The 21,148-nt window shown below is 54.6% G+C and carries 19 protein-coding genes; 9 read left to right on the forward strand and 10 right to left on the reverse strand.

Features of this window, described 5'->3' with window-relative positions:
- The first annotated feature begins 38 nt into the window (after positions 1-38).
- On the forward strand, positions 39-1,043 hold the full coding sequence (locus P0120_14895; protein ID MDF0675608.1) for a tetratricopeptide repeat protein: 1,005 nt from the start codon (positions 39-41) through the stop codon (positions 1,041-1,043).
- A gap of 451 nt (positions 1,044-1,494) precedes the next feature.
- Here P0120_14895 and P0120_14900 read toward each other — a convergent pair whose 3' ends face one another.
- The gene (locus P0120_14900) at positions 1,495-2,496 is read right to left on the reverse strand and encodes a sigma-54 dependent transcriptional regulator (GenBank protein ID MDF0675609.1); all 1,002 of its coding nucleotides are present in this window, start codon (positions 2,494-2,496) and stop codon (positions 1,495-1,497) included.
- Between the two features lie 523 nt (positions 2,497-3,019).
- Between P0120_14900 and P0120_14905 the strand changes: the two genes are divergently transcribed.
- Both P0120_14905 and P0120_14910 read left to right on the forward strand, forming a co-directional pair.
- Complete coding sequence (locus P0120_14905; GenBank protein ID MDF0675610.1) at positions 3,020-4,066, forward strand: thioredoxin domain-containing protein; 1,047 nt, start codon at positions 3,020-3,022, stop codon at positions 4,064-4,066.
- Between the two features lie 56 nt (positions 4,067-4,122).
- Positions 4,123-4,764, forward strand: a complete 642-nt coding sequence (locus tag P0120_14910; GenBank protein ID MDF0675611.1) for a sulfite oxidase-like oxidoreductase — start codon at positions 4,123-4,125, stop codon at positions 4,762-4,764.
- Between the two features lie 3 nt (positions 4,765-4,767).
- On the opposite strand, the gene P0120_14915 is transcribed toward P0120_14910, so the two are convergent.
- On the reverse strand, positions 4,768-5,238 hold the full coding sequence (locus P0120_14915; protein MDF0675612.1) for a YnbE family lipoprotein: 471 nt from the start codon (positions 5,236-5,238) through the stop codon (positions 4,768-4,770).
- Positions 5,235-8,033, reverse strand: coding sequence for a YdbH domain-containing protein (locus tag P0120_14920; protein MDF0675613.1), 2,799 nt, complete (start codon positions 8,031-8,033; stop codon positions 5,235-5,237). Before P0120_14920 ends, P0120_14915 begins: the two co-directional genes overlap by 4 nt.
- Before the next feature lie 229 nt (positions 8,034-8,262).
- On the opposite strand from P0120_14920, the gene P0120_14925 reads away from it, so the two are divergent.
- Entirely contained in the window at positions 8,263-8,661 is a 399-nt protein-coding gene (locus tag P0120_14925; GenBank protein ID MDF0675614.1) for a hypothetical protein, read from the forward strand.
- Positions 8,662-8,673: 12 nt separating this feature from the next.
- Here the strand turns inward: P0120_14925 and P0120_14930 are convergent, their stop codons facing one another.
- The 5 genes from P0120_14930 to P0120_14950 form a co-directional block, all read right to left on the reverse strand.
- Positions 8,674-9,129: a hypothetical protein gene (locus P0120_14930; protein ID MDF0675615.1), complete on the reverse strand. Its 456-nt coding sequence runs from the start codon at positions 9,127-9,129 to the stop codon at positions 8,674-8,676.
- Positions 9,126-9,671 (reverse strand): heme-binding protein, encoded by a 546-nt coding sequence (locus P0120_14935; GenBank protein MDF0675616.1) that lies wholly within the window; start codon positions 9,669-9,671, stop codon positions 9,126-9,128. The genes P0120_14930 and P0120_14935 overlap by 4 nt, the downstream gene beginning before the upstream one ends.
- 291 nt (positions 9,672-9,962) lie before the next feature.
- Positions 9,963-12,644 carry a glucosidase gene (locus P0120_14940; protein MDF0675617.1) on the reverse strand — a complete coding sequence of 894 codons (2,682 nt, stop codon included), beginning with the start codon at positions 12,642-12,644 and terminating at the stop codon, positions 9,963-9,965.
- A gap of 267 nt (positions 12,645-12,911) precedes the next feature.
- Positions 12,912-13,097 (reverse strand): hypothetical protein, encoded by a 186-nt coding sequence (locus P0120_14945; protein MDF0675618.1) that lies wholly within the window; start codon positions 13,095-13,097, stop codon positions 12,912-12,914.
- Positions 13,098-13,249: 152 nt separating this feature from the next.
- The gene (locus P0120_14950; protein ID MDF0675619.1) at positions 13,250-14,278 is read right to left on the reverse strand and encodes a pectinesterase family protein; all 1,029 of its coding nucleotides are present in this window, start codon (positions 14,276-14,278) and stop codon (positions 13,250-13,252) included.
- Between the two features lie 30 nt (positions 14,279-14,308).
- Between P0120_14950 and coaE the strand changes: the two genes are divergently transcribed.
- The 5 genes from coaE (at position 14,309) to P0120_14975 (ending at position 19,610) form a co-directional block, all read left to right on the forward strand.
- Positions 14,309-14,959, forward strand: coding sequence for a dephospho-CoA kinase (gene coaE, locus P0120_14955; GenBank protein ID MDF0675620.1), 651 nt, complete (start codon positions 14,309-14,311; stop codon positions 14,957-14,959).
- A 97-nt stretch (positions 14,960-15,056) separates the two neighbouring features.
- Positions 15,057-15,986 (forward strand): thioredoxin-disulfide reductase, encoded by a 930-nt coding sequence (gene trxB, locus P0120_14960; GenBank protein ID MDF0675621.1) that lies wholly within the window; start codon positions 15,057-15,059, stop codon positions 15,984-15,986.
- 68 nt (positions 15,987-16,054) lie between these two features.
- Complete coding sequence (gene thiI, locus P0120_14965; protein ID MDF0675622.1) at positions 16,055-17,242, forward strand: tRNA 4-thiouridine(8) synthase ThiI; 1,188 nt, start codon at positions 16,055-16,057, stop codon at positions 17,240-17,242.
- Positions 17,243-17,905: 663 nt separating this feature from the next.
- On the forward strand, positions 17,906-18,454 hold the full coding sequence (gene lexA / locus P0120_14970) for a transcriptional repressor LexA (protein MDF0675623.1): 549 nt from the start codon (positions 17,906-17,908) through the stop codon (positions 18,452-18,454).
- A gap of 445 nt (positions 18,455-18,899) precedes the next feature.
- On the forward strand, positions 18,900-19,610 hold the full coding sequence (locus P0120_14975; GenBank protein ID MDF0675624.1) for a hypothetical protein: 711 nt from the start codon (positions 18,900-18,902) through the stop codon (positions 19,608-19,610).
- A gap of 351 nt (positions 19,611-19,961) precedes the next feature.
- On the opposite strand, the gene P0120_14980 is transcribed toward P0120_14975, so the two are convergent.
- Positions 19,962-20,936 (reverse strand): transposase, encoded by a 975-nt coding sequence (locus P0120_14980; protein MDF0675625.1) that lies wholly within the window; start codon positions 20,934-20,936, stop codon positions 19,962-19,964.
- A 52-nt stretch (positions 20,937-20,988) separates the two neighbouring features.
- On the reverse strand, positions 20,989-21,148 hold a 160-nt coding region (locus P0120_14985; GenBank protein MDF0675626.1), incomplete at its 5' end, for an ATP-binding protein.

The following is a 21,148-nucleotide window of genomic DNA, read 5'->3' on the forward strand; positions in this document are numbered from 1 at the left end:
TACACCATCGCTCAATCACACTAGAGGGGTTGGACGTGATGACAGATATGCAATCTTTGAAGGTATTGTTCACTGCCGGTGTTATTGTGGGAGTTTCCACCCTCACCGGATGCAGCGGAACAAAAGATCAGCTCGCGTCGTCATTCGATATGGCGGAATATCGGAAGATGATGGAAGAACAGAAGAATCAACAGGAACGCCTGGCGGAGGCCTCCCCCTCAACCCCTGAGATGACGGTAGAAGAGCATGAGCGCCGGGGAGATCTCGACGCGCAGGCTCGGAATTATCCAGTGGCAAGTCTTCACTATGACAAAGCTTTGAAGGCCGATCCTACCCGCAACTCAGTCAGACTCAAGCTGGGGCAGATGTTTTTGCAACAAGGGCTTCTCGATCCCGCTCTGACACAGTTTCAGGATTCACGAACCCGTGAGCCCGAGTCTGCAGCGGTCCATGAGGGCATGGGGCAGATCTATCTGCTGCAGGGCAAGTTGGCGGAAGCGGAGAAGGCCTTGACCAAGGCCATCACGCTCAACCCATCCAACTGGCAATCTCATAACCTCTTGGGTCTCGTGTACGACCAGGAAAAGCGCCATACCGACGCCATTGCGTCCTATCAGACGGCCCTGACCTATCGACCGCGCGAGCCGAGCGTGTTGAATAATCTGGGCCTCGCCTACGCGCTGAGCGGCAATTACGAATCCGCCATCGACGCCTACGAGCAGGCCATTGCAGCCGGTTCTCGCTCTCCAAAGCTCTATAACAATTTGGGCGTCGCCTTTGTCCAGCGCCGCCGTTATGTCGATGCGCTCAACACCTTCAAAAAAGCGACGGACGAACCACGCGCCTATAACAACCTCGGTGTCGCCCTCCTCGGCGTCAGCAGTACAAAGAAAGCTGTCGCCTGCTTCGAGAAAGCCATAGAACTCAGCCCGCAGTACTATGAGAAAGCATCGGAGAATCTTCGGATTGCCCGCCAAGCAGTTCCCAACGCCGCTAATGGGACGGCTACGTCGAATATGCCTGACACCAGCTCTTGCCCATAATAGAGGTGGGACCGTCAGCGAGTGTGCCCATAGCGTTACTTATTTGATTCGAAAAGCTGTTGCAGTTCCATTCTTCGGGCTGGGTTCAAGCCGTAGATCTGATGGCTTGGTATGCTTCCTCTCCGGATAAGCCAGTCCCTTCCGACGAGGTCATTGAGAGCTTCCCTCACACCCATCCGATCGACAGTGGCTCCATACGCGCGAAGCCACCAGTTCTCAATTCCCTCGGCTGTATCTTTCGCGTCCGGATGGGAACAGAGATACCTCAGTAGCAGCCATACCACTCTGTTGCTGGTTGGAGACTGATCCGGCCTTTCCACAGTAGCCGGTCACCAGCACGATTAATGCCGAGCCACGCATCCATGGAACATCGCGGAATCTTGAGAAATGCTACGTCGACTCATCTCCCTGCGGCAATCATTCCTCAGGCAACGCACTGCCACACGTCATCCTAAGCCGCAGAAAAACTACGACGATCGAGGCCGTGCTTATGGAGCAACCGTTGGAAAGCGCGGCGCTCTTTTCGCGCGGCGCGTGCGGCTTTGGAAATATTCCCCTGATGGGTGGAGAGCATCTGACTCAGATATGCCCGCTCGAATTCGTCGATCATCTTGATCTTCATAGCCTGAAACCCGCACTGATCGATCACGATTCCCTCTGGCACACACGTCACTGCTGATCCAGTCGGCTCATGATCAGGCAAGTCGAGGTCCTGACCTTCAAGTGCATCGCCCATCGCCATCGCTGCCGCGTGATGGATCACGCTTTGCAACTCCCTCACATTACCCGGCCATGCATAGTTCATCAGTTTCTTTATGGCGTCGGTAGACAGTTGGACATCTCCCTTGCCAAATTCTTCGGCAGAGCGCTTCAAAAACTGCCTCGCGAGCTCCGGGATGTCTTCCCTTCTGTCACGCAGTGGAGGAAGCACCACGGACAACACATTCAAACGATAGAACAGGTCTTCGCGGAATTGGCGTGCTTTGACCAAGTACCTCAAGTCCGTATTCGTCGCGGCCACGATCTTCACATCGACGACTCGACTCTTCGTTGAGCCCAGTGGTCTAAACTCCTGATCCTGAAGCACACGCAGGAGTTTGCTTTGCGCCACCATATTGAGACTATTGATTTCATCGAGGAACAAGGTCCCACCGTCTGCCTCATGAAACAGCCCCTGTTTCTCGACGAGTGCGCCGGTGAATGCCCCCTTGCTGTGACCGAACAACTCGTTTTCAACCAGCTGATCCGGCAAGGCCGCGCAATTCACCGGCACGAACGGCTTCCCGCTCCGCTCACTCGAATAATGAAGCGCCCGTGCAAACAATTCCTTGCCCGTTCCAGTCTCCCCTGAAATCAGCACCGTCGATTTGGATCTGCTTAGGAGTGGAATCTTACTCTTCACTTGAAGAAAACACCGGCTGGTTCCGATCAACTTTTCTTCCCAATGAGACATGCTTGCATCTCCTCCCCCGCCGAAACTCTCAGTAGAGCCGCGAATGTACCCTCTTGACCTTCTAAAAAGGGACAGATAGTTCGACCTGTTCGACCCAGCCATAGCCTCCGTTCTGGTGCGCTCCACACGGATACTACACCTCAATGACCTTCTGTTCGCAGCGGCTTATTTGACCGAAGCTAGAACGGATTCGACCTTCTGCCCATACCAAACTGGGAGGGGGACCAGTATACAGACAGGTTAGTACTTTGGGAGGAGTCACCTGCCGTACCCATGAGTATCTGTAGGAGTGTTGATTCGTACCTCCACAAGCATTTCGCCGCGAGTGCTGGAAGCCAGTCCCTACCGCAACGTTTGTCGGATAGCGATAAGACTTCGTGCTTTGGCAAGAAATCCAGGCAAAGCCTGCCGACCGGCATGTGTGACTGGGATCAAGCAGCCGCACTCTTGGTTCTGGTTCTCAGGAATTACTGGATTTCTATTCGTGTATTGCTACCTTCAAAAGATCGTCCATGAGGTAGCTGTGAAGATCGGATCGATCGTTGGAATAGTCGGCGGCCTCAGCGGTCTGTCCCTGCTCCTGTTCATGACAGTGCCCTTCAGACCAACCGTACCACCTTGGCAGCCCTCCGTTTCAGAAACGAATTCACAGGTAGTCGCCACGGTTGGGACACGCTCTATCACGCTGGCGGAGGTTGAACAGACTGTTGCTCTACCACTGTATCAAGTGGAAGAGCAGCGGACAAAGCTGCTGCTTGAGTCGACCCAACATTTGATCGAAGAGGAATTGCTGGCGACCGAAGCGGCTAGAGTAGGCATAACCGTTCCAGAACTCATCGAGAGAGCGAACAAGTCTGAAACGGTAGCAAGAGTGGCCGATCTCCCACGGCCAATCCGTCAGGAAGGAAAGTCGTCGCAGCAACACCCGCCGTCACCTGCCTTGCTTACTTCAGAGGAAATGTCGGGAGTTCGGCGAGCGCTATTGGTTCAGTTACGTCGAAATGCAGAAATTCGCGTGAATCTCCCCCAGCCAGAACTCCCCGTGCTGAACGTCAGCCCCGACGACGATCCCTGGACCGGCACAGCCCAGGCACCGGTGACGATTGTCGAGTTCTCGGATTTTGAATGTCCCTATTGCAAGCGCAGTGTGGCAGTGCTGAAGGAACTCCTGGCAAAATATCCAGGCAAGTTGAAGCTGGTGTACCGTGACTTTCCCGGGCCGAATCATCAACAGGCTCTGTCGGCAGCCCAGGCAGCCCAGTGTGCCGCAGAGCAGAGTCGGTTTTGGGTATACCATGACGCCTTGTTCACCCGACAAGCACCGACAACCGCGTGGAATTTTTCCTCTCTCGCCGAGGACCTAGGACTGCACCAGTCGCCATTCAACGCTTGCATGAAGGAAAACCGTTACCGCGAAGAGGTGTTGAAGGATCTGCGAGATGGGCTGAAACTCGGCGTGACGAGTACCCCGACCTTCTTCATTAACGGACGTCCGTTGGTCGGCGCACGGCCGCTGGCGGATTTTCAAGCCATCATCAACCCACTTCTCGGCACGCGCGCTTCGCCATAAACTCTCTTGTAAGATCCGGCGATGCTGGACTACTCTCATGACAGGAGGGTCGATCTATGGAAGAGAGTCGCCTTACAAGGACCAAAGAACAATGGGCTCGGGCTCGGCGAGGCGGAGAAGAACGAGAAGTCTTTTATGACGGCGATGATCGTTTACCTCCAGGCCAACATCTCGTCGACAGCTTTCCTGTACTGGACCTAGGCTTCAAGCCGGAGATTCCATTAGGCGACTGGAGGCTCAGCATCGGCGGATTTGTCGCTGACCCGCTTGTCTTGATATGGGAGCAATTCCTGACACAACCTCAATTTAAAAGCCGGTCGGACTTCCATTGCGTTACTTCATGGAGCCGTTATGACAACGACTGGGAAGGCGTGAGCTTCAAACACATCATTTCCGTCGTGAAACCGCTGTCGCTTGCGCGATTTGTCCTCTTCAAGTCCTACGACGACTACACGACGAACCTCCCGCTTGAGGCCTGTGACGATGACGATGTGCTGCTGGCCCATAGCTGGAACGGCAAACCCCTGTCCCGGGACCATGGGGGGCCGGTACGCGTGATCGTTCCGAAACGCTATGCCTGGAAGGGTGCGAAGTGGGTCAAGGACATTACGTTTTCGGATAAGGATGAGAAAGGGTTTTGGGAAGTCCGCGGGTATTCCAACCGCGCGCTCCCGTGGAAGAACGATCGTTACGGATAGTGGTTATTTCTTGATCCACCCACCCGGACGTTCAATAAAATTTCCCGGCTTAGCATTCTGAATGAATTTATCTCCGGCGAGCGTTTCTACCGTTTGGACGCTGATGAGGTTTCGCTTTGCGATATCTTCATAGGCCTGCCGCCGCTTCTGATTGACGCCCACTAGCACCGCTTGAGCTTCAGCATTGGATGGGTCAACCGCCCCCAGATAGCCGTTACTCTTCTCCCCGACCACCCCCTTTCCTTTCGCTTCATCCAACAGTCCGCTCTCGTTCGACAGGATCTGATCCAAGTCTTTGTCGACTTTCAGTCGAATCTCATGATCAATCTTCACATTGAGATTGATCGTGATCGGTTTCTCCGGCGCGGCAACCTCCCCTCGTGGAGTACAAGCAGCTAAGGTCAGGAGAAACATGAGCCACACCGACACGCCGACGCCTATCCGTATGGTTCCGCTCTGCATGGCTCGATTCATAATGACCCTTGTCGTTTGTACTTTCTTTCGGCGGTCCCGTGGATATCCTCGACCATGCGAAGGCTTTTGAGGAGCGTGGGGATGTGCTCCTGCACAGTCAGGTTGAAGTGAATCGGGGGAGTATTCCTGAGATCCGGATTCCTGCCTTCCAACCGAGCATTCAGGTCCAACATTCCGGTTTCGCCGTATTGCACATCGGCGCGCAACAGCGAGTACTGAAAGTTATTGAGCGCTTGCGCGACGAGCTGAAGTTGCCGATCTGATTCTGAAAGCATCTTTGAAGATTCGAGGGTCGATGCGTACCGTATGGTACCACCGGGAGGCTGTGCCTCGATCACTCCGTCTTTCACGATGATCCCACCCGCCGTGATGGTAACAGGAAGGGTCCCGTGGAGTGTTCCGGTTCCCTCTAGTCCCTTCTGTTGTTCCACGCTGAGAATTTTTGCGAGATCAAGATTCTGCAGAGAAAACGTCGTTGTGACCGGTGGCTTGGTCAAGTCTACCACAGTACCTGGATTACTGATCGTTCCTCCGAATATTTCACACTGGAAGTCACCGACATCGACAATCGGCAAATCATCCGACAACTTCCATCTTATCTGGTAGGAAGCCGTAAGATCGGCGACATCTACACCGCTCTGTACTGCCGCCACGAAGATCGAGGCCGGTTGTGTCATGACAATTGACTCAAACCCCTGGGTAGATACCATCAGCGTGGTGTTCAAGCCCTTCACGGCATAATCGGAGTAGTGACCGGACAGGTTCTCGGCCACTACCTTCGCGGTCGCTGATACCGCATTCATCATATTGATCCGGTCAGGGAAGCCGCTCGACCAGGACGCATCGACGGCGGCCGTGAACATTCCATCGATGAGATCGGTTGAAGGGGGAAGACCCATGATCATCCGACTGAGCCGCTGATCGGTGTCGTTGAACGTCAGCGGACCGATGACACCGTGCATGACTCCTTGCGCCTTCTGCAGCGGCTGTTCGATCCTGGCGGTCATCAACCCCGCGTGCATCGGGGTATCGACTCGAAGGTCGGCCCTGATGCCGTTCTGATCAGCCGAAAACGTAACCGCCCAATCACTCGTTGAAGGCCACCAAGAACCCTGTTCCGGACTCACCCCGGCGACCGACAAGGTCCCCTGCGCAGCCCATGCCGCCTTGGTCGTTTCTGCCTCCTGAAGTCTCAAGACGCCTTGCGCGATGTGAAAGTTTTGACCACTTAGTCTCACCGTTGGAGCCCGAACCGTCGCGATCATCGCTCCCCCACTGCAGTGGATCGTCGTCAGATCGCATTCAACTGCCAGCGGTTCCGACAGATTCAACGTAACATTTGAAATGAGTGTGGGGCCATGTCCGATCTGTTTCGCCGTAATTGAAGATGGCGGTAATAGCACTCCACGTATATATGTCCGAGCCAACTTTACCGTCCCCTGAACTCCTCCTATCGCCTCTTTCGCTGAAAACCGATCGGCAATGGCCTTCGGAAGGATCCCCTCCAGGTAATAGGCTCCTTCGACGGACACCAACTCATTTCCAAGGCCCTCGGCGCGGGTCGTTTCGAACTGCGCAACCAATGGTCCCGGTATCCGACCGTACGTCACATGCAACGGTCCTTGCGCAACCGTACGTATGGGGGTTTCCTTCCAATAGAAAGTCCCTTGCACAGGTTTCTTGTTCTCAATCCGCACCGGCTGATCCCCAGGAGGAAGTATCAAGCGAACTGCTTCGGGGATAATGCGCGGTTGGGTATTGATCGTCGCGGTCAGTACGACACTGGGACTCAGGGCCCAGTCGACCTGAGTGGCATTCCCTCCGAATCTACCCGCATAAGCGACCGCAATATCCTTGGCCACGCCTTTCAGAGCCGGCAGCGTGACATTGACTCGCATCGTGCCGTCCAGATGTGTGCGTTCGTCTTCCCACAAAGAGCTGAGTGCGGCCTCCGCATCGGCAATCCCAGACCAGTCTATCGCCACCTCTCCCGTCACCTTCTCCAGCTCCGACCCGATCGGGACAAGGAGTGCGATGAATGGAGCAAGTTCTTGTACATTGACCTGAAAGCTCCCATTGATTTGAATCTCTGAGCCGTTTGGACGTGCTTGTGACCGCAAGGAAACAATCGGCGCCGCTTGCGATCGTTGCGACGCCAAGGTCACCGACCAGGTACTGGCGGAATGCCCTACTACGACGAGGCCGTAAGATGCGGTATCACGTCCACGAAACGCGAGGTGACCTCCCAGCTCTCTGCCGATATAGGTCAGATTCCCATCAATCGTCACTCTACGAAGCGGCCCCGTCGCCTGCTCACGAAAAATGGTGAGATGATCCAGCTGCAACTCGTCGAACGGGAGGATCGGGAGATTGCGTAAGAGATCCCCCGCCGTCAACAGCCGCCACGGTGATTCCATGTCACCAAGCCGCTCCGTATCCTTCGCATCTTGTGCGGAGGGATCTGTGGACTGCACGTTCAACACATGGATTGCCGTGTCTCGCAAGACGATGCGACCGACACGCCCGTGAAGGAGCTGGGCCGGGTCATAGCGGATCTCCGCATCCGTCAGCGAGACCATCAGTCGTTCCTGGCCCAAATCCTGCTGAAACGAGACGACAGGAATGCGCGTGCGCCCCCAGCCCGGATAGCCGAGCTGGAGGATGACGTTGCGGTACCCATAGTCACGAAGTCTATTCGCTAAGAGATAGGAGGCACCCAACGGCAACAGCAAATAGCAGCTCAAGAGCGTCACCAGCCCAAGCAAAACGGCAATTTGGTATCGTTGGGACAGCATGGATTCCCTGATCAGCCTTGAGAGCCTGCCGACGGTTGTCAAACAAACTCTCACTCCCTGTCAAGAGGTCCGAACGGCTCTGCCGTAAGCCACGGTCCGATCGGCCTATTTTTCTTCGCGTCATGATGAAAGAAAATGGAGGGCCGGACGCTGTCTCACGATACCCCCGCTGGAGCTGTGTCGACCGCGAGTTGAGTGCCGACGGTCATCATTTCAAGCAGAAGTTCATATGCAGCAATTCGTCTTGTGCGACTGTGACTTTGCCGCCTTGTTGACAATTGCCATGACGCTCCACGATCTCTCGGTGATTCGCAGTATCATTGAGGCCGCCACCGGCCAAGTAATATGGAGTGTTCGTGACGGAGGAGAACGGATGGGGCGGAATTCATCCCGAAGTCGGTGGAGGATCAGCAGCCGGTTCCTCGCACTTCTTGCAATTCAAAAGGGTACCCAAATACTGATCCCGTCCGTCGGCGGTGAGCACCCAAGGGCGATTCGTGAATGGGGGTTGGTGCCGGACGTGTTGTCCATGACCACAGGCCAGATCCGCCACCCAATCTCCGTACTCATCCTGATGATACCCGACGATCGGTTGCTGCATACTGTCAACATTCCTCAACATAAGTGATGGAGAAGGATCTTAGCGTTTTTCGAATGGTAGCTCGGGGCGATGAGCAGCGGCAAAGTAGGCCCACTGCTGTTCTTCATTCTGATCAAAGCTCCCAACGAACACGACATTACGATCGAGATGGCGAAATTCCGACAGGCTTGTGTGACAGTCCTGTGAATCGACTATGCGCGCATCGTACTGTCCGATCACATACACCATGCCTTTTGGCGCGTGATAAATGTTCCGCCGACCCACATGCCCGGTATCGGGAAACAACTCGGTTGTCGAGGAACAGCCCCCTGGACCTCTGACGTTCAAGGTGAGATTAAATCGTGGGAGAAATGGGTCTGTTGCTGTTCTAACGATAGTCAGTCGAAGTTGCACTGAAGGAATTACTACGGAGGCGGGCTCAGGAGTCTTGCTGTTGCAACCCACAACCAGCAGCATCACACTCCCCACCACCGTAGCCCACAGTCGCTCTCTCACTTGGGTGTAGGCACCTTGGCCGCTGCCCCAATCGCGTCGAGGCCCTCCTGGGCGCAAGCATCATCCAGATGGGCACCCGGTGCTCCACCAACACCGATTCCCCCAATAATCTCTCCACCGATCTCGATGGGGAGCCCTCCACCCAGTATCAGGATCTCGCCATTCATGTCACGAAGGGCCTGCAACGTGGGAACTTTCGTGATGAGATCGGCTAACTCGCTGGTAGGGCGTCGCACACTTGCTGCCGTATAGGCCTTCTTCCGGCTGCTATCTACTGTATGCGGCCCCGCACCGTCGGCACGTCCCATCGCGCGAAGGACGCCGCCACGATCCACCACGGAAACGCTCACTCGATATCCATCTTTCTTGCAGGCCTCTAATGCTGCGTGAACCGCCTTGTTCGCTGCTCCAAGCGGCAACACGGACTCCTTTGGCATCTCGTCGGCAAAGATCACGCAAGGTGCGGTAAAACCTAACAGCGACAACATCACCGTGTATGCAATGACCGGCCAGCCATTTCGGTTCGGTATAAAGAATGCCATCGTACTGAGTCCTCCCAACATATCCAGCACGTTCAGACTACGGATACCTCCGAACTCTGTCAAGAGAGCAAGAAGCAGACGGTTCAGTTATCGCTCCGATGTGGCAACGGCTCATTTGTGGCGAGAGGAGTGGGCTACTCCGGTCGTAATCGGTACTCCGGAGTCTCGTATTGGCACTCGAACGGGTTCCCGATGCAAATCCCCCACGACCGTTTGTCTCCAGCCATTCGAAGCTCAGTGCGCGATCGACATTCCGACAATCTACCTTCTCAACTTTCATCGGCGCCGACCTCACTCCCCCGACTGCTGAATCAACTTGGCAACAAGCCCGGTCCATCCTGTCTGATGACTGGCCCCGATACCGGCACCGGTATTGCCATGAAAATACTCGTAGAAAAGAATGGCGTCTCGCCAGAAAAGATCTTCGTGGAGTTTGTTCGCGCCTCCGTAAACCGGACGTCGGCCGGTTTTATCGCGGAGGAAAATATGAGTCAGCCGGCGCGACAGTTCGGAAGCCACCTCGTTTAAGGAGACGAATTGACCGGAGCGTACCGGATACTCCACCCTGTACTCATCCCCAAGATAGTAGTGGAACTTCTGCAGCGATTCGATCAGGAGATAGTTGACCGGAAACCAGATGGGGCCTCGCCAATTCGAATTCCCCCCGAATAACCCCGTGCTTGATTCGGCAGGTTCATAATCGACACGATAGTCTCTGCCCAGGATGGAAAGCACATAGGGATGGTCCTTGTGGTAGCGTGAGAGCGCCCGGATGCCGTACGGGGAGAGAAATTCTTCTTCGTCGAGCATGTACCGCAACACCGACTTGAGTCTTGTGGGGTTGACCAGAGACAAGAATCTCCGTACTCCCCCGTCATGTGAATGGGTCTCGACGTGAGCGCTGAAGTCCGGGCGATTTTCGATGAACCACTGCATGCGGTGCTTAAACCGTGGGAGGCTATCGACTAACTCAGAGTCCAGTGTTTCTACGGCGAAAAGCGGGATCAGTCCAACGAGAGACCGGACCTTAAGCGGAAAGGTTCGTCCATCTGGAAGATGCAGCACATCATAGAAAAATCCGTCTTCTTTATTCCAGAGCTCGATTTTTTCCCCGCCGATGTTGTTCATGGCTCGGCAGATGTAGACAAAGTGCTCAAAGAACTTGCTCGCGACATCTTCATATGCTCGATTTTCGCGAGCCAACTCGAGTGCGATCGAGAGCATATTGAGACAATACATTCCCATCCAACTTGTCGCGTCCGACTGTTCGATATGGCCACCGGTCGGCAACGGAGCGCTCCGATCAAAGACGCCGATGTTGTCGAGTCCCAAAAACCCACCTTGGAAAATATTCTTTCCCTCGGCATCTTTTCGATTGACCCACCACGTAAAATTCAACAACAGTTTATGGAACACTCGTTCGAGGAAAACCCGATCACCGACTCCTCTTCGTTTCCTCTCGATCTTATAAACTCGCCATGCAGCCCAGGCATGAACCGGCGGGTTGACGTCGCCAAACGCCCACTCATATGCCGGAATCTGACCGTTGGGGTGCATGTACCATTCTCTGAGCATCAGAATGAGCTGTTCTTTCGCGAATGTTGAGTCAACAAGGGCGAGCGGAATGCAATGGAATGCCAGGTCCCAGGCCGCATACCAGGGATACTCCCATTTGTCCGGCATAGAGATCACGTCGGCATTGTAAAGGTGTGTCCAGTCGGAGTTCCGTCCATGGAGACGTTCATGGGGAGGGTCCGGCATCCCTGGATCGCCGACGAGCCAGCGTTTCAGGTCATAATGGTAGAACTGTTTGCTCCACAGTAAACCTGCGAACGCCTGCCGTTGTACCAGCCTTGCATCCTCGGAGAGATCAGCCGGAGCCAGTTCATCATAAAACTCATCGGCTTCATGAATACGTTGTGCGAAGAGTTCATTGAACGCTTGAACTTTAAATCCAACCACCTCGGTTCGATTGGTCAGATGCAGGCGAATGATCTCCGATGCTCCTCGGGACAGTGATAACTGATACTGGGCGGCAGCCTTTGAGCCGACCTTCTCAGGATTGATCGCATCTGTTCGACCGTGGACTATGTAGTCATGAAAACTATCCTTCACGTACTTAGCGCCATCTTGATCACCGTATAATCGGCGCGTATTTGTCTCATTCTCAGTAAAGAGCAGCTGAGGCTTTCCTTCACACCAGAGGCGACGTTCTCCATAATACTCGTGATCCAATTCAATTACGCTCATCCCATCGACAGCTTTTCCTTCACGCACTCTCGGCCGACGAGCATCGATTCCCCACGACCAAGTGTTCCGAAACCAAAGAGTGGGTAACAGCGTTAATTCGGCACAATCCGGGCCTCGGTTCGTCACTTGAATACGGATAAGAAGCTCCTCCGGCGTCGCCTTCGCATATTCCACCACCACATCGAAGTAGCGATGCTCATCGAAAACTCCGGTATCGATCAGCTCATATTCAGGCTCTTCACGTCTCCGACTTCGATTTTCCTCTACGAGCCTGGCATACGGAAATTCCGCCTGAGGATACTTATAGAGATACTTCATGTACGAATGTGTTGGCGTTGAATCTAAATAGAAATAATGCTCTTTTACATCTTCCCCGTGATTCCCTTCGCTACCGGTCAAACCGAACACGCGCTCCTTCAGAATGGGATCGCGTCCATTCCAAAGAGCGACGGCAAAACAGATATATTGGTGGCGATCTGAAATTCCGGCTAGTCCGTCTTCGTTCCACCGATAGGCGCGGGAACGCGCATGATCATGAGGAAAGGCTTCCCATGCCGTTCCGTGGGGACTATAGTCCTCACGCACCGTTCCCCAGGCACGTTCGCTCAAGTAAGGCCCCCACCGCTTCCAGTGCTGCTTGCGAACCGCATCTTCGCCAAGCCGTTGCTGCTCAGCGTCTTGAAAAGCTTGAGAACGAGAAGATGTCCGAGCTGTTTTCTCCACTGGACCTCCTTACCGTACGCACGAGTTAGAAGGGCGAAGACGCTACGATGCACCGCCCTGCGGACAAGAAACTAGCCGGTGTTCGCTGGACGCAAAGACCTGGACTCATTCCTCTTTTCGGTCTCTCGTATGTTTATCTGAGGAACGTATTAGTCGTGACTCGTGCCGAAAGTGGGAGTCTTACACGAGTCGTCGTGCTAGAGGAAACACTGAATAATTTTGGGAGATCGCACTGAAAAAAACCGCTAGGTCGAGGAGATCGAGTGCTTAGCTCCAGATCACTCGTTCCTGATTTAGCAGATATTCAATGACTTCGATACTGTTCCGCATCTGGATTTGGGCCTGTTCAGACATAGGGAGCACAGCCCCGACCAACTTGCCGGACTCCATATCCATGAGCGAGGGGATGCCTTCACCCGACGGCTTTTCAAGATTACTGCGGAAGCTAGCCAAGGGAGACCTCCTGGTTGAATCCTTCTCGGCGCGCTTGTGACGTTACTTTAATTGAGGAATGAACCGGAAGGATTCGTGCTACACAGACAGCATACCATACGCATTCCCCCAGATCAGAGGCACGCTCTAACTCATTGTTTCAACTGTGGTTATTAGCGATTTTGCGCGGGGATCAGAAGCGGAGGAAGCGCTCCAAGGTAACGAAACGTTCCGCGATTGACCAAAGTCGTGTCTGGCTTCAGTCGAAAGTCGTCATGTTCGGCATCTACAAAATGTGGATCGGTAGTTATGTCCGACTCAGCCTGGAGTTCCGGCGCATGAATGTTCGGCGACCCGGCTCGCATGTAGTTCACCTCATTATTGAACAACGCGTTGTACGAGATCTTGGTCTGACTCGACGCGGCAATAAGAAAGCCCACTTTATTGAGGCTCAGAATATTCCCCGATGCCTCAATCGTGGACAAACCCAGGAATGCCGCTCCACCACCATTCTTAACCAGAGTATTACTCACCAAAACCGCTTTTGCCTGGTCGCCGATCACGACGGCCTCGAACAAATTTCCGGTGATGACGTTGCGCTCAAGCCGAACCGAAGACTTGCCGGTCACATTTACACCATGGTCGTTATCATGGATAAGATTTCCGATCAGAAGGACCTGAGAATCAGAAAAGTGCACGCCCGTCGTCTCACTCCCCCCGATCACACAGTCTTCGATACGAACATCTTCTACTTGTTGACCGAAGACCATTCCTTTCACATGAACCTGACGCAGCGTGATGCGGTTTCCGTTGAAAATGCCGAGGGCATGCCCTCCATGCTCCTTGATCGTGAGGCCGCTGATCTCAATATCCGTCGCCCCATACGGCCATTTACCCACATGCAGCACACCGACCAGCTCATCTTGTCCAAGCAAGACGACTTTGTCGACTCCCGCTCCGACAATCTTGACTTTCTCTTTGCTATGAACGGTCAAGTCTTGAGCGTAGGTCCCTGCCTTGATCAGCACCGTGTCGCCCTTCCCAGCACTATCGACTGCCTCTTGAATCGAATAGAAATCCCCCGATCCGTCGAGTGCAACGGTGATCGTCCGTGGACTAGACAGCACGGCATCGGTCTCGGCAACACCAGACTCGGAACCGATGAAACACCAAACGGCTACGATAAGGAGGACTCGTCGCACACCGAAATTCTTACAAGCGGAGAACCAAGGATGTCAATCGCGGTTTCTTGCCGAACCGATCACGTGATAAGCTCCGCCGCCATGATCCTGATCGGACTCACCGGAGGCGTCGCCACTGGAAAAAGCACCGTGGCGAAGATGTTCAAGAAATGCGGTGCCATCGTGATCGATGCCGATGAATTGGCGCGTGAGGTTGTCCAGCCAGGCAAACCGGCATGGCGAGACATCATGCGCCGATTCGGAAAGTCCGTCTTGAACTCTGACAGAACGATCAACCGGCAAGTCCTCGGGCAGATCGTGTTTCATGACGGAACAGAGCTTCGAAAGCTGGAACAAATCATCCACCCTCGTGTAGCCCAGGAACAGGCCAGACTCACCAGACAAGCGGCCCAAAGCAATCCGCATGCCGTCGTAATTTACGATGTCCCTTTGCTCTTCGAAGCCGGTATCGATAAGCGGGTAGACAAGACAGTCGTCGTGACAGCTGATCGCGAAACCCAGATCATGCGACTGAAAAAGCGGAACGGCTTCACCCGAACCGAGGCTCTCCGACGAATTCGCAGTCAGATGCCGCTCGCGATGAAACGACTTCGTGCAGACTACGTACTCGATGGAACGAAGCATCGACAAAGACTTTCTAGGGACGTCAGCCGACTTTTTGAAAACTTTCGCTCCCTGTGACAGGCTGTTTGCTTTCCGGAGAATTCCCTCCATCTGCCTCTTGCTATGAAGCCACAATAACGTCCTACCTTCTGCTTCCTTCGCTGTGATACAGTCAATGACCATGCATACCGTCGTTATTATTGGATCCGGTCCGGCCGGACTCACTGCAGCGATTTATGCTGCGCGTGCAAACCTCGCTCCCCTGCTCGTCGAAGGTTGGCAAGCGGGTGGACAGCTCACGACGACCACAGAAGTCGAAAACTACCCTGGTTTCGCAAAGGGCATCATGGGGCCGGAGTTAATGAAAGAGATGCGCTCCCAAGCAGAGCGGTTCGGAACGGTCTTCAAAACTGGAGATGTCACATCGGTTGATCTCAAGACTCGGCCTTTTCAAGTCGTTGTGGATGGTGAGGAAACCCTTGAAACCAAGACGTTGATCATCGCGACCGGCGCCTCTCCGATCACACTCGGTCTCTCAAATGAAAAGCGCTTGTGGGGTCATGGTGTGTCGAGTTGCGCGACCTGCGATGGGTTTTTCTTTAAAGGCAAAGAACTCGTTGTCGTAGGCGGCGGAGACAGTGCAATGGAGGAAGCGACGTTTCTCACCAAGTTCGCCACCAAAGTGTCGATTGTTCACCGTCGTGACAAACTTCGCGCTTCCAAAATCATGCAAGGCCGGGCCATGAAGAATGAAAAAATTACCTTTGTCTGGAACAGCGTCGTCGAAGATGTTCTTGGACAGGATGTCGTGTCTGGTGCCCGCATCAGAAATATCATCACCGGAACAGTCTTGGATTTGCCTTGTGCCGGGTTCTTTTTGGCGATCGGCCACCGCCCGAACACAGCGCTCTTCGCAGGCCAGCTGAAGATGAACCACGCCGGCTATCTCATAACCAATCATGGAACAGCCACCGATGTCCCTGGTGTGTTTGCGGCCGGGGATGTGCAAGACTCCCATTATCGCCAAGCCATTACCGCGGCCGGTACCGGCTGCATGGCTGCGATCGACGCCGAGCGGTTCTTAGAAACTTCAAGCCAAGGTTGAGGCTAAGGTTGAGCTTTCACGGAAAAAAAGATCTTACACCTTAACCTCGACCTCAACCTATCTCCAGTATGCGTTGTGTCATCGCCCATTACCACGAGCTTGCTCTTAAGGGAAATAATCGAGATTACTTCGAGCGATGCCTCATTAAGAACATTCGGACTGCTCTCAAGGATGTCGGAATTCGGCAGGTCGAGAACCTTCACAGTCGAATCCGGATCTGGCTCCCGCTAGAAGCCTCTCCCGGTGTGGTTCGAGACCGGCTCAGACTTGTATGCGGGATCGCCAACTTTTCGCTGGGCCGTGTGGTCCCGCTCGAATTAAGTGATCCCAATCTGGATGCACTCACCACGGCTGTCCTCGAAGAGATTGAATCACACTCCTTCACCACGTTCAGGGTCACAGCCAAACGGGCCGACAAGCGTTTGGCTTTGACTTCAATGGATATAGAAAAAGCGCTCGGTGCAGCGGTCTGTAACAGAACCGGCAAGAAAGTCAACTTGAAGAATCCTGACTTGACCATTTATGTCGAACTCCTATCGAATGAAGCGTTTTGCTCGGCGGAAAAGATCGAAGGTCCCGGCGGTATGCCGGTCGGCGTAAGCGGAAAGATCGCCTGCCTGATTTCGGGGGGGATCGACTCACCTGTGGCCGCATATCGCATGGTGAAACGCGGCTGCCTTGCTTCTTTCATTCATTTTTCTGGACGGCCATTGGTCAGCCGAGCTTCGGAAGAAAAAGTTCACGAACTTGTGCGGAACCTCACCACCTTTCAATACGAATCGCGTCTCTATGTGGTTCCCTTTGGAGAGATCCAACGCGAAATCGTCCTCAGTACGCCCGCTCCATTTCGAGTCGTGCTATACCGGCGAATGATGGTGCGGATCGCCGAGGAACTGGCCAGAAGAGAGCAGTGTTGGGCGTTAGTGACCGGCGATAGCCTAGGCCAAGTGGCTTCTCAAACGCCTCAGAATTTGTGTGCGATTGAAGAAGCAGCGGAGCTGCCGATCCTCCGTCCACTGATCGGCATGGACAAACGCGAGATCATCGACGAAGCCAGACGTCTCGGTACCTACGAGACGTCAATAGAGCCGGACCAGGACTGTTGCAAGCTATTTGTGCCTCCCCATCCGAGTACCAAAACTCGCCTTGACGATGTGCACAAGGTTGAACGTTTGATCGATGTCTCCACCTTGGTCAAACGAGGGGTGGAGAAGGCGGAGTTGACCGAGTTCTCGTTCCCCTCCTCAACTGCGTAACTCGTAGACTTATTCTGTTTGGAGCCGAGGATCATGAAGTCACGTGAAGCCTGCCTTGACTCGACGCCGGTCCCTATGCCCCGCTCGTGCACGACGGTGCCTCTGTTCGGTGCCGGGTCTCGGTCCGGTGGGTTTGGTCATCTGAAAGGTGGCCACCGCCCTTTACTACATCAAGTGCCCAATCCGTGATTGTACGATACAGTGAGAGGCCCAGTGCAGTTGCCTGCACCCGATGGGTTTACATAGAGTTCACCGCCCATGGTTGATAAACCGAGCGGGGTAGCTACGGTCGCCATCAAGGCCACCGAGGTAATGGTTGGAAAGTAACGCAACCGAATCCTAGGCACAGGCTCTCGCTCGCTTCTCATGAGGGGGGGAGGGCTGGTGCGGGGATCCCCGGATCTCACTCTACCCTCTCCCCAGTTTCTGGGAATAAGCCTGTGGACAAAACTCATTCCTATCGCCCGAAGAGGCGAGATACAACTGCAACGAGCTTCTTGCCTAGTTTTTAGTCATTGATACGGAATGAGATTCAGACACCATATCTTGGGGTGTTATCGTTTCATCAACATTTCCAACTAATTCGAAACGTTTTATGAAAAAGTCTTGCGATCGTCTGAGCCCTGTTGACAGGAAGGGAGCAAGCATGTTACCAATGGTTACATGCTGAAGCCGAGAGACCTTAAACGTATTCGAGAAGGATTAGGGCTCACACAGCAGCAACTTGCTGATGCCTTGCACACCACGCGGGTATCAGTGGCGAGGTATGAGACCGGCATGCGGAAAATTCCCGGTGTTGTATCGGTGGTGCTGGATCAATTGCGACGGAAAACCGAGATTCCCATGGCCGGCCTGGTCGCAGCCGGCTCACCCATCGAGCCGGTGTCGCAAGCGGAACTCGTGGACATACCACCGAGCATGTTGCGAGGCGGTGAGACCTTCGCCCTAAAGATAAAGGGCGAGTCAATGAAAGATGACGGGATTTTACCCGGCGATCTGGTAGTCGTGCGCAAACAGGAAACGGCTAAAAACGGGCAAACCGTCGTCGCCTTGGTCAATCACGAAGCCACGATCAAGACATATTTCAAGAAGAGTGGGCGCATTGAACTTCATCCGGCCAACGACCAGATGCAGCCGATTATCGTCCGGCCATCGGACGAGTTTCATATCGAAGGCATTGTCATCGGTGTCATTCGACATTGCGCCGTCTAATCACTCGAAAGGAGCAACGATGATCGCGACAGAGCGAACAACCCTAATAAAAGACCACTTGATGGATTTGGAAAGAACGGTGGCAGCACTGGACAACAGATTGCAGAGCATCCAGTGGGGATTGCAACTAAGCACTATAGGATTACTGGTAGAGAGTTTTCGAAGCGTAATGCGATCCAAGCAGAGAAGCCGGTTCATGTCGACAGTCTGTAATCAACATATACGTTCGAATACAAAGCTGGCGAGTCATGACGGTCCAAGAACATAGCTCACCATCAACGACGACAGGACCCTGTTCTGATTGTGGAATCGTGGTCGAACGGCGGATGGAATCGATCGACGGCTTTACGCATTCCATGGTCCAGCTTTGCCCAACCTGCTGGAATGCATACCGACAGCGGCAGGTATTTGCCGGCGGATGCTGCGGGTAGGAGAAGGCCGTGGTATGAGAGGCACAGAAGCAAGAGGAGGAACTGCGCAGTTGCCGGTCACAGGCGGGGAAAGTCTCCGTCACAAACTCTCGTCACGGTCCAGGCCTGCGAAAGCTGAAACAGAAGGTCCATCCATCCATGTGGTTCCGCTGAATCCATCTGATCGGCTGACTGTGTTGTATGGTCATCCGGCTGCCTCACGAATTGCCTCACAAACGCTCGTCGATCGCGCCCTGTCCGGGCAGCCAGTCGTGTTTCTGGGTGGAATCCACGCGTTCGACACGTTCATCATCGGAAGACTAGCTCGCAGCCGCCGCCAGCAGCCTCGGAAAGCGCTGGCGATGATCCATGTGGCGCGAGCCTTCAGCGCGCGGCAATTGGAACGGCTGATGTCTCAGTGTTTGGTTGGCGCCTTGGAGCGTTATCAAGCTCGCACGGCAGTGATATCCGGCCTGCTTGAAACGCTATGTGCCGGCGGCCTGACAGATCACGAAGTCAGGCGGCTTACGGACCGAATGATCGAATCGGTGGGACACTTGACGCTGCAAGGATTTTCGTTGCTCTGCCCCTGTCCCTCCGTTCCGATGCCGATGGCTCCAGCCTATCGGCTGTTTACCATATTGCGCTCGATGAGCAACCGTTGCATCCATGTGTATGAGGTGCAGAGGAAAGTAGTGACAGAGGAAATTCCGTTGGAAGCCATACCCGTCTATACAGAGCCTTGAGAGTGAACACGAACTACTCTACCGAAACGAAAACCCAACTCGTCGTTGGTGTGAAATCATTGCAGTTCGTCGGTTAATGACCCAGTGTACCGCTCCTGATTTCTTGGACACGGTTGTAGCCATACTCAACCCGATGGCTTGGTCGGCTCGCTCGGTGATCGGCGCTCCTGGGGCAACTGGGTGTGTCAAGTTTGTGCGAGCGTCCGTCGATCGTTCTGCTTGCATGGACTCTCGGCGTCGTCACGCGGCCTCCTGAGTCGTGAGCAGATCGCGGCGCACCTGAGCCAGAGAGCGAAACCCATGCCGTTCGACCAGCCACTGCTCATTATCCTAAAAACGGCGGTCAACGTGTCATGTCGGCGCAGGTTGTGAGCTCAACAAGGTCGGAGGCCCTGCGGGTGAGAGCATGAATCTGGCGAACGCGCGGGTGAGAATTGCCCGCAGGCGGTCGGCATCGGTCCACTGCTCCGCAGTCACTTTGAGGGTCCGCAGAAAGGCCGCCAAGTTCGTCAGCACGGCTTGGATGGCTGAGTGCTTCGCGTGCAGGCTGGTGATGGTCAGGCGCGTGTGTCCGGCGTGGTGGGTTTGCGTGGCGACGCCATGCAACAAGAGCGGTCGACTGGAGATCGCCTCACAATGGTTGTGCGGCTGGGCGAGCCGCACAACCAGCGTCCACCAGGTGGAGATCCGTGCCACCATCCGTGCCATGAGCCGGCAGCGCGCCAGCTCCTGCGTGGTGAAGCCGCCCCAGCCCCATTGATTCTTCAGCTCGTCAAAGGTGTTTTCGGCATCGGCCCGATCGCGATAGAGCTGGGCGAGGGCGAGGATCTCGTACCGGGTTGAGGTGACCAGCACGGCATACTCATAGCGCTTGGTCGGCACCTCGCTCTCCATGAAGTCGAACCGCGATTGATCGGCGTCCGTCCCGGTCATGAGCAGCTCGCCAGTAAGGGGGCGGCGCAGCACGATGACACGCCGTGTTCGGCTCCAGCCTGACAGCCGCAGCGTATCTTCGACCCCTTCCCAACCTTGCCCCGCCTCCTCCCACGCAGTGGAGCGGAAGAGCGTCTTGATGAAGGCCTTCACATGCTTCGTGACGCGTAGCTTGGTGAGAGACGGCTGATCTCGAGCCTCGGCCGCGCGGAGCACCGATGCGTTGCCAAAGGCCACGTCCCCGTGCAACATGGCGGGGCGTGCCTCCTTCGGCAAGGCATCCAGCCACGCCCAGAGCCTCGGCAGGTGATGCATCGGGGCGCTCGGCAGCACGTCCACCACCAGGGCCAGCCGGGTGTTTGCCATGAATGCGCTGTGATAGCTGTGTGTCAAGGGGCACCCAAATGTGCCCAGTTATGGTCATCGAAAATTCCCCACACTGGGGTTACGTCGTCGTTGAAGCCTCCTCCATTCGCATGAGTCCGGCTTTGAGTTTGTCCTTGAGTCGGTACGAATGTCCGCGGATATTGATGGTGATGGCGTGGTGCAGGACCCGATCCAGGATCGCCGTCGCGAGCACGCGGTCGCCAAACACCTCCCCCCAG

The organism is Nitrospira sp., from assembly GCA_029194675.1.
GTDB lineage: Bacteria > Nitrospirota > Nitrospiria > Nitrospirales > Nitrospiraceae > Nitrospira_D.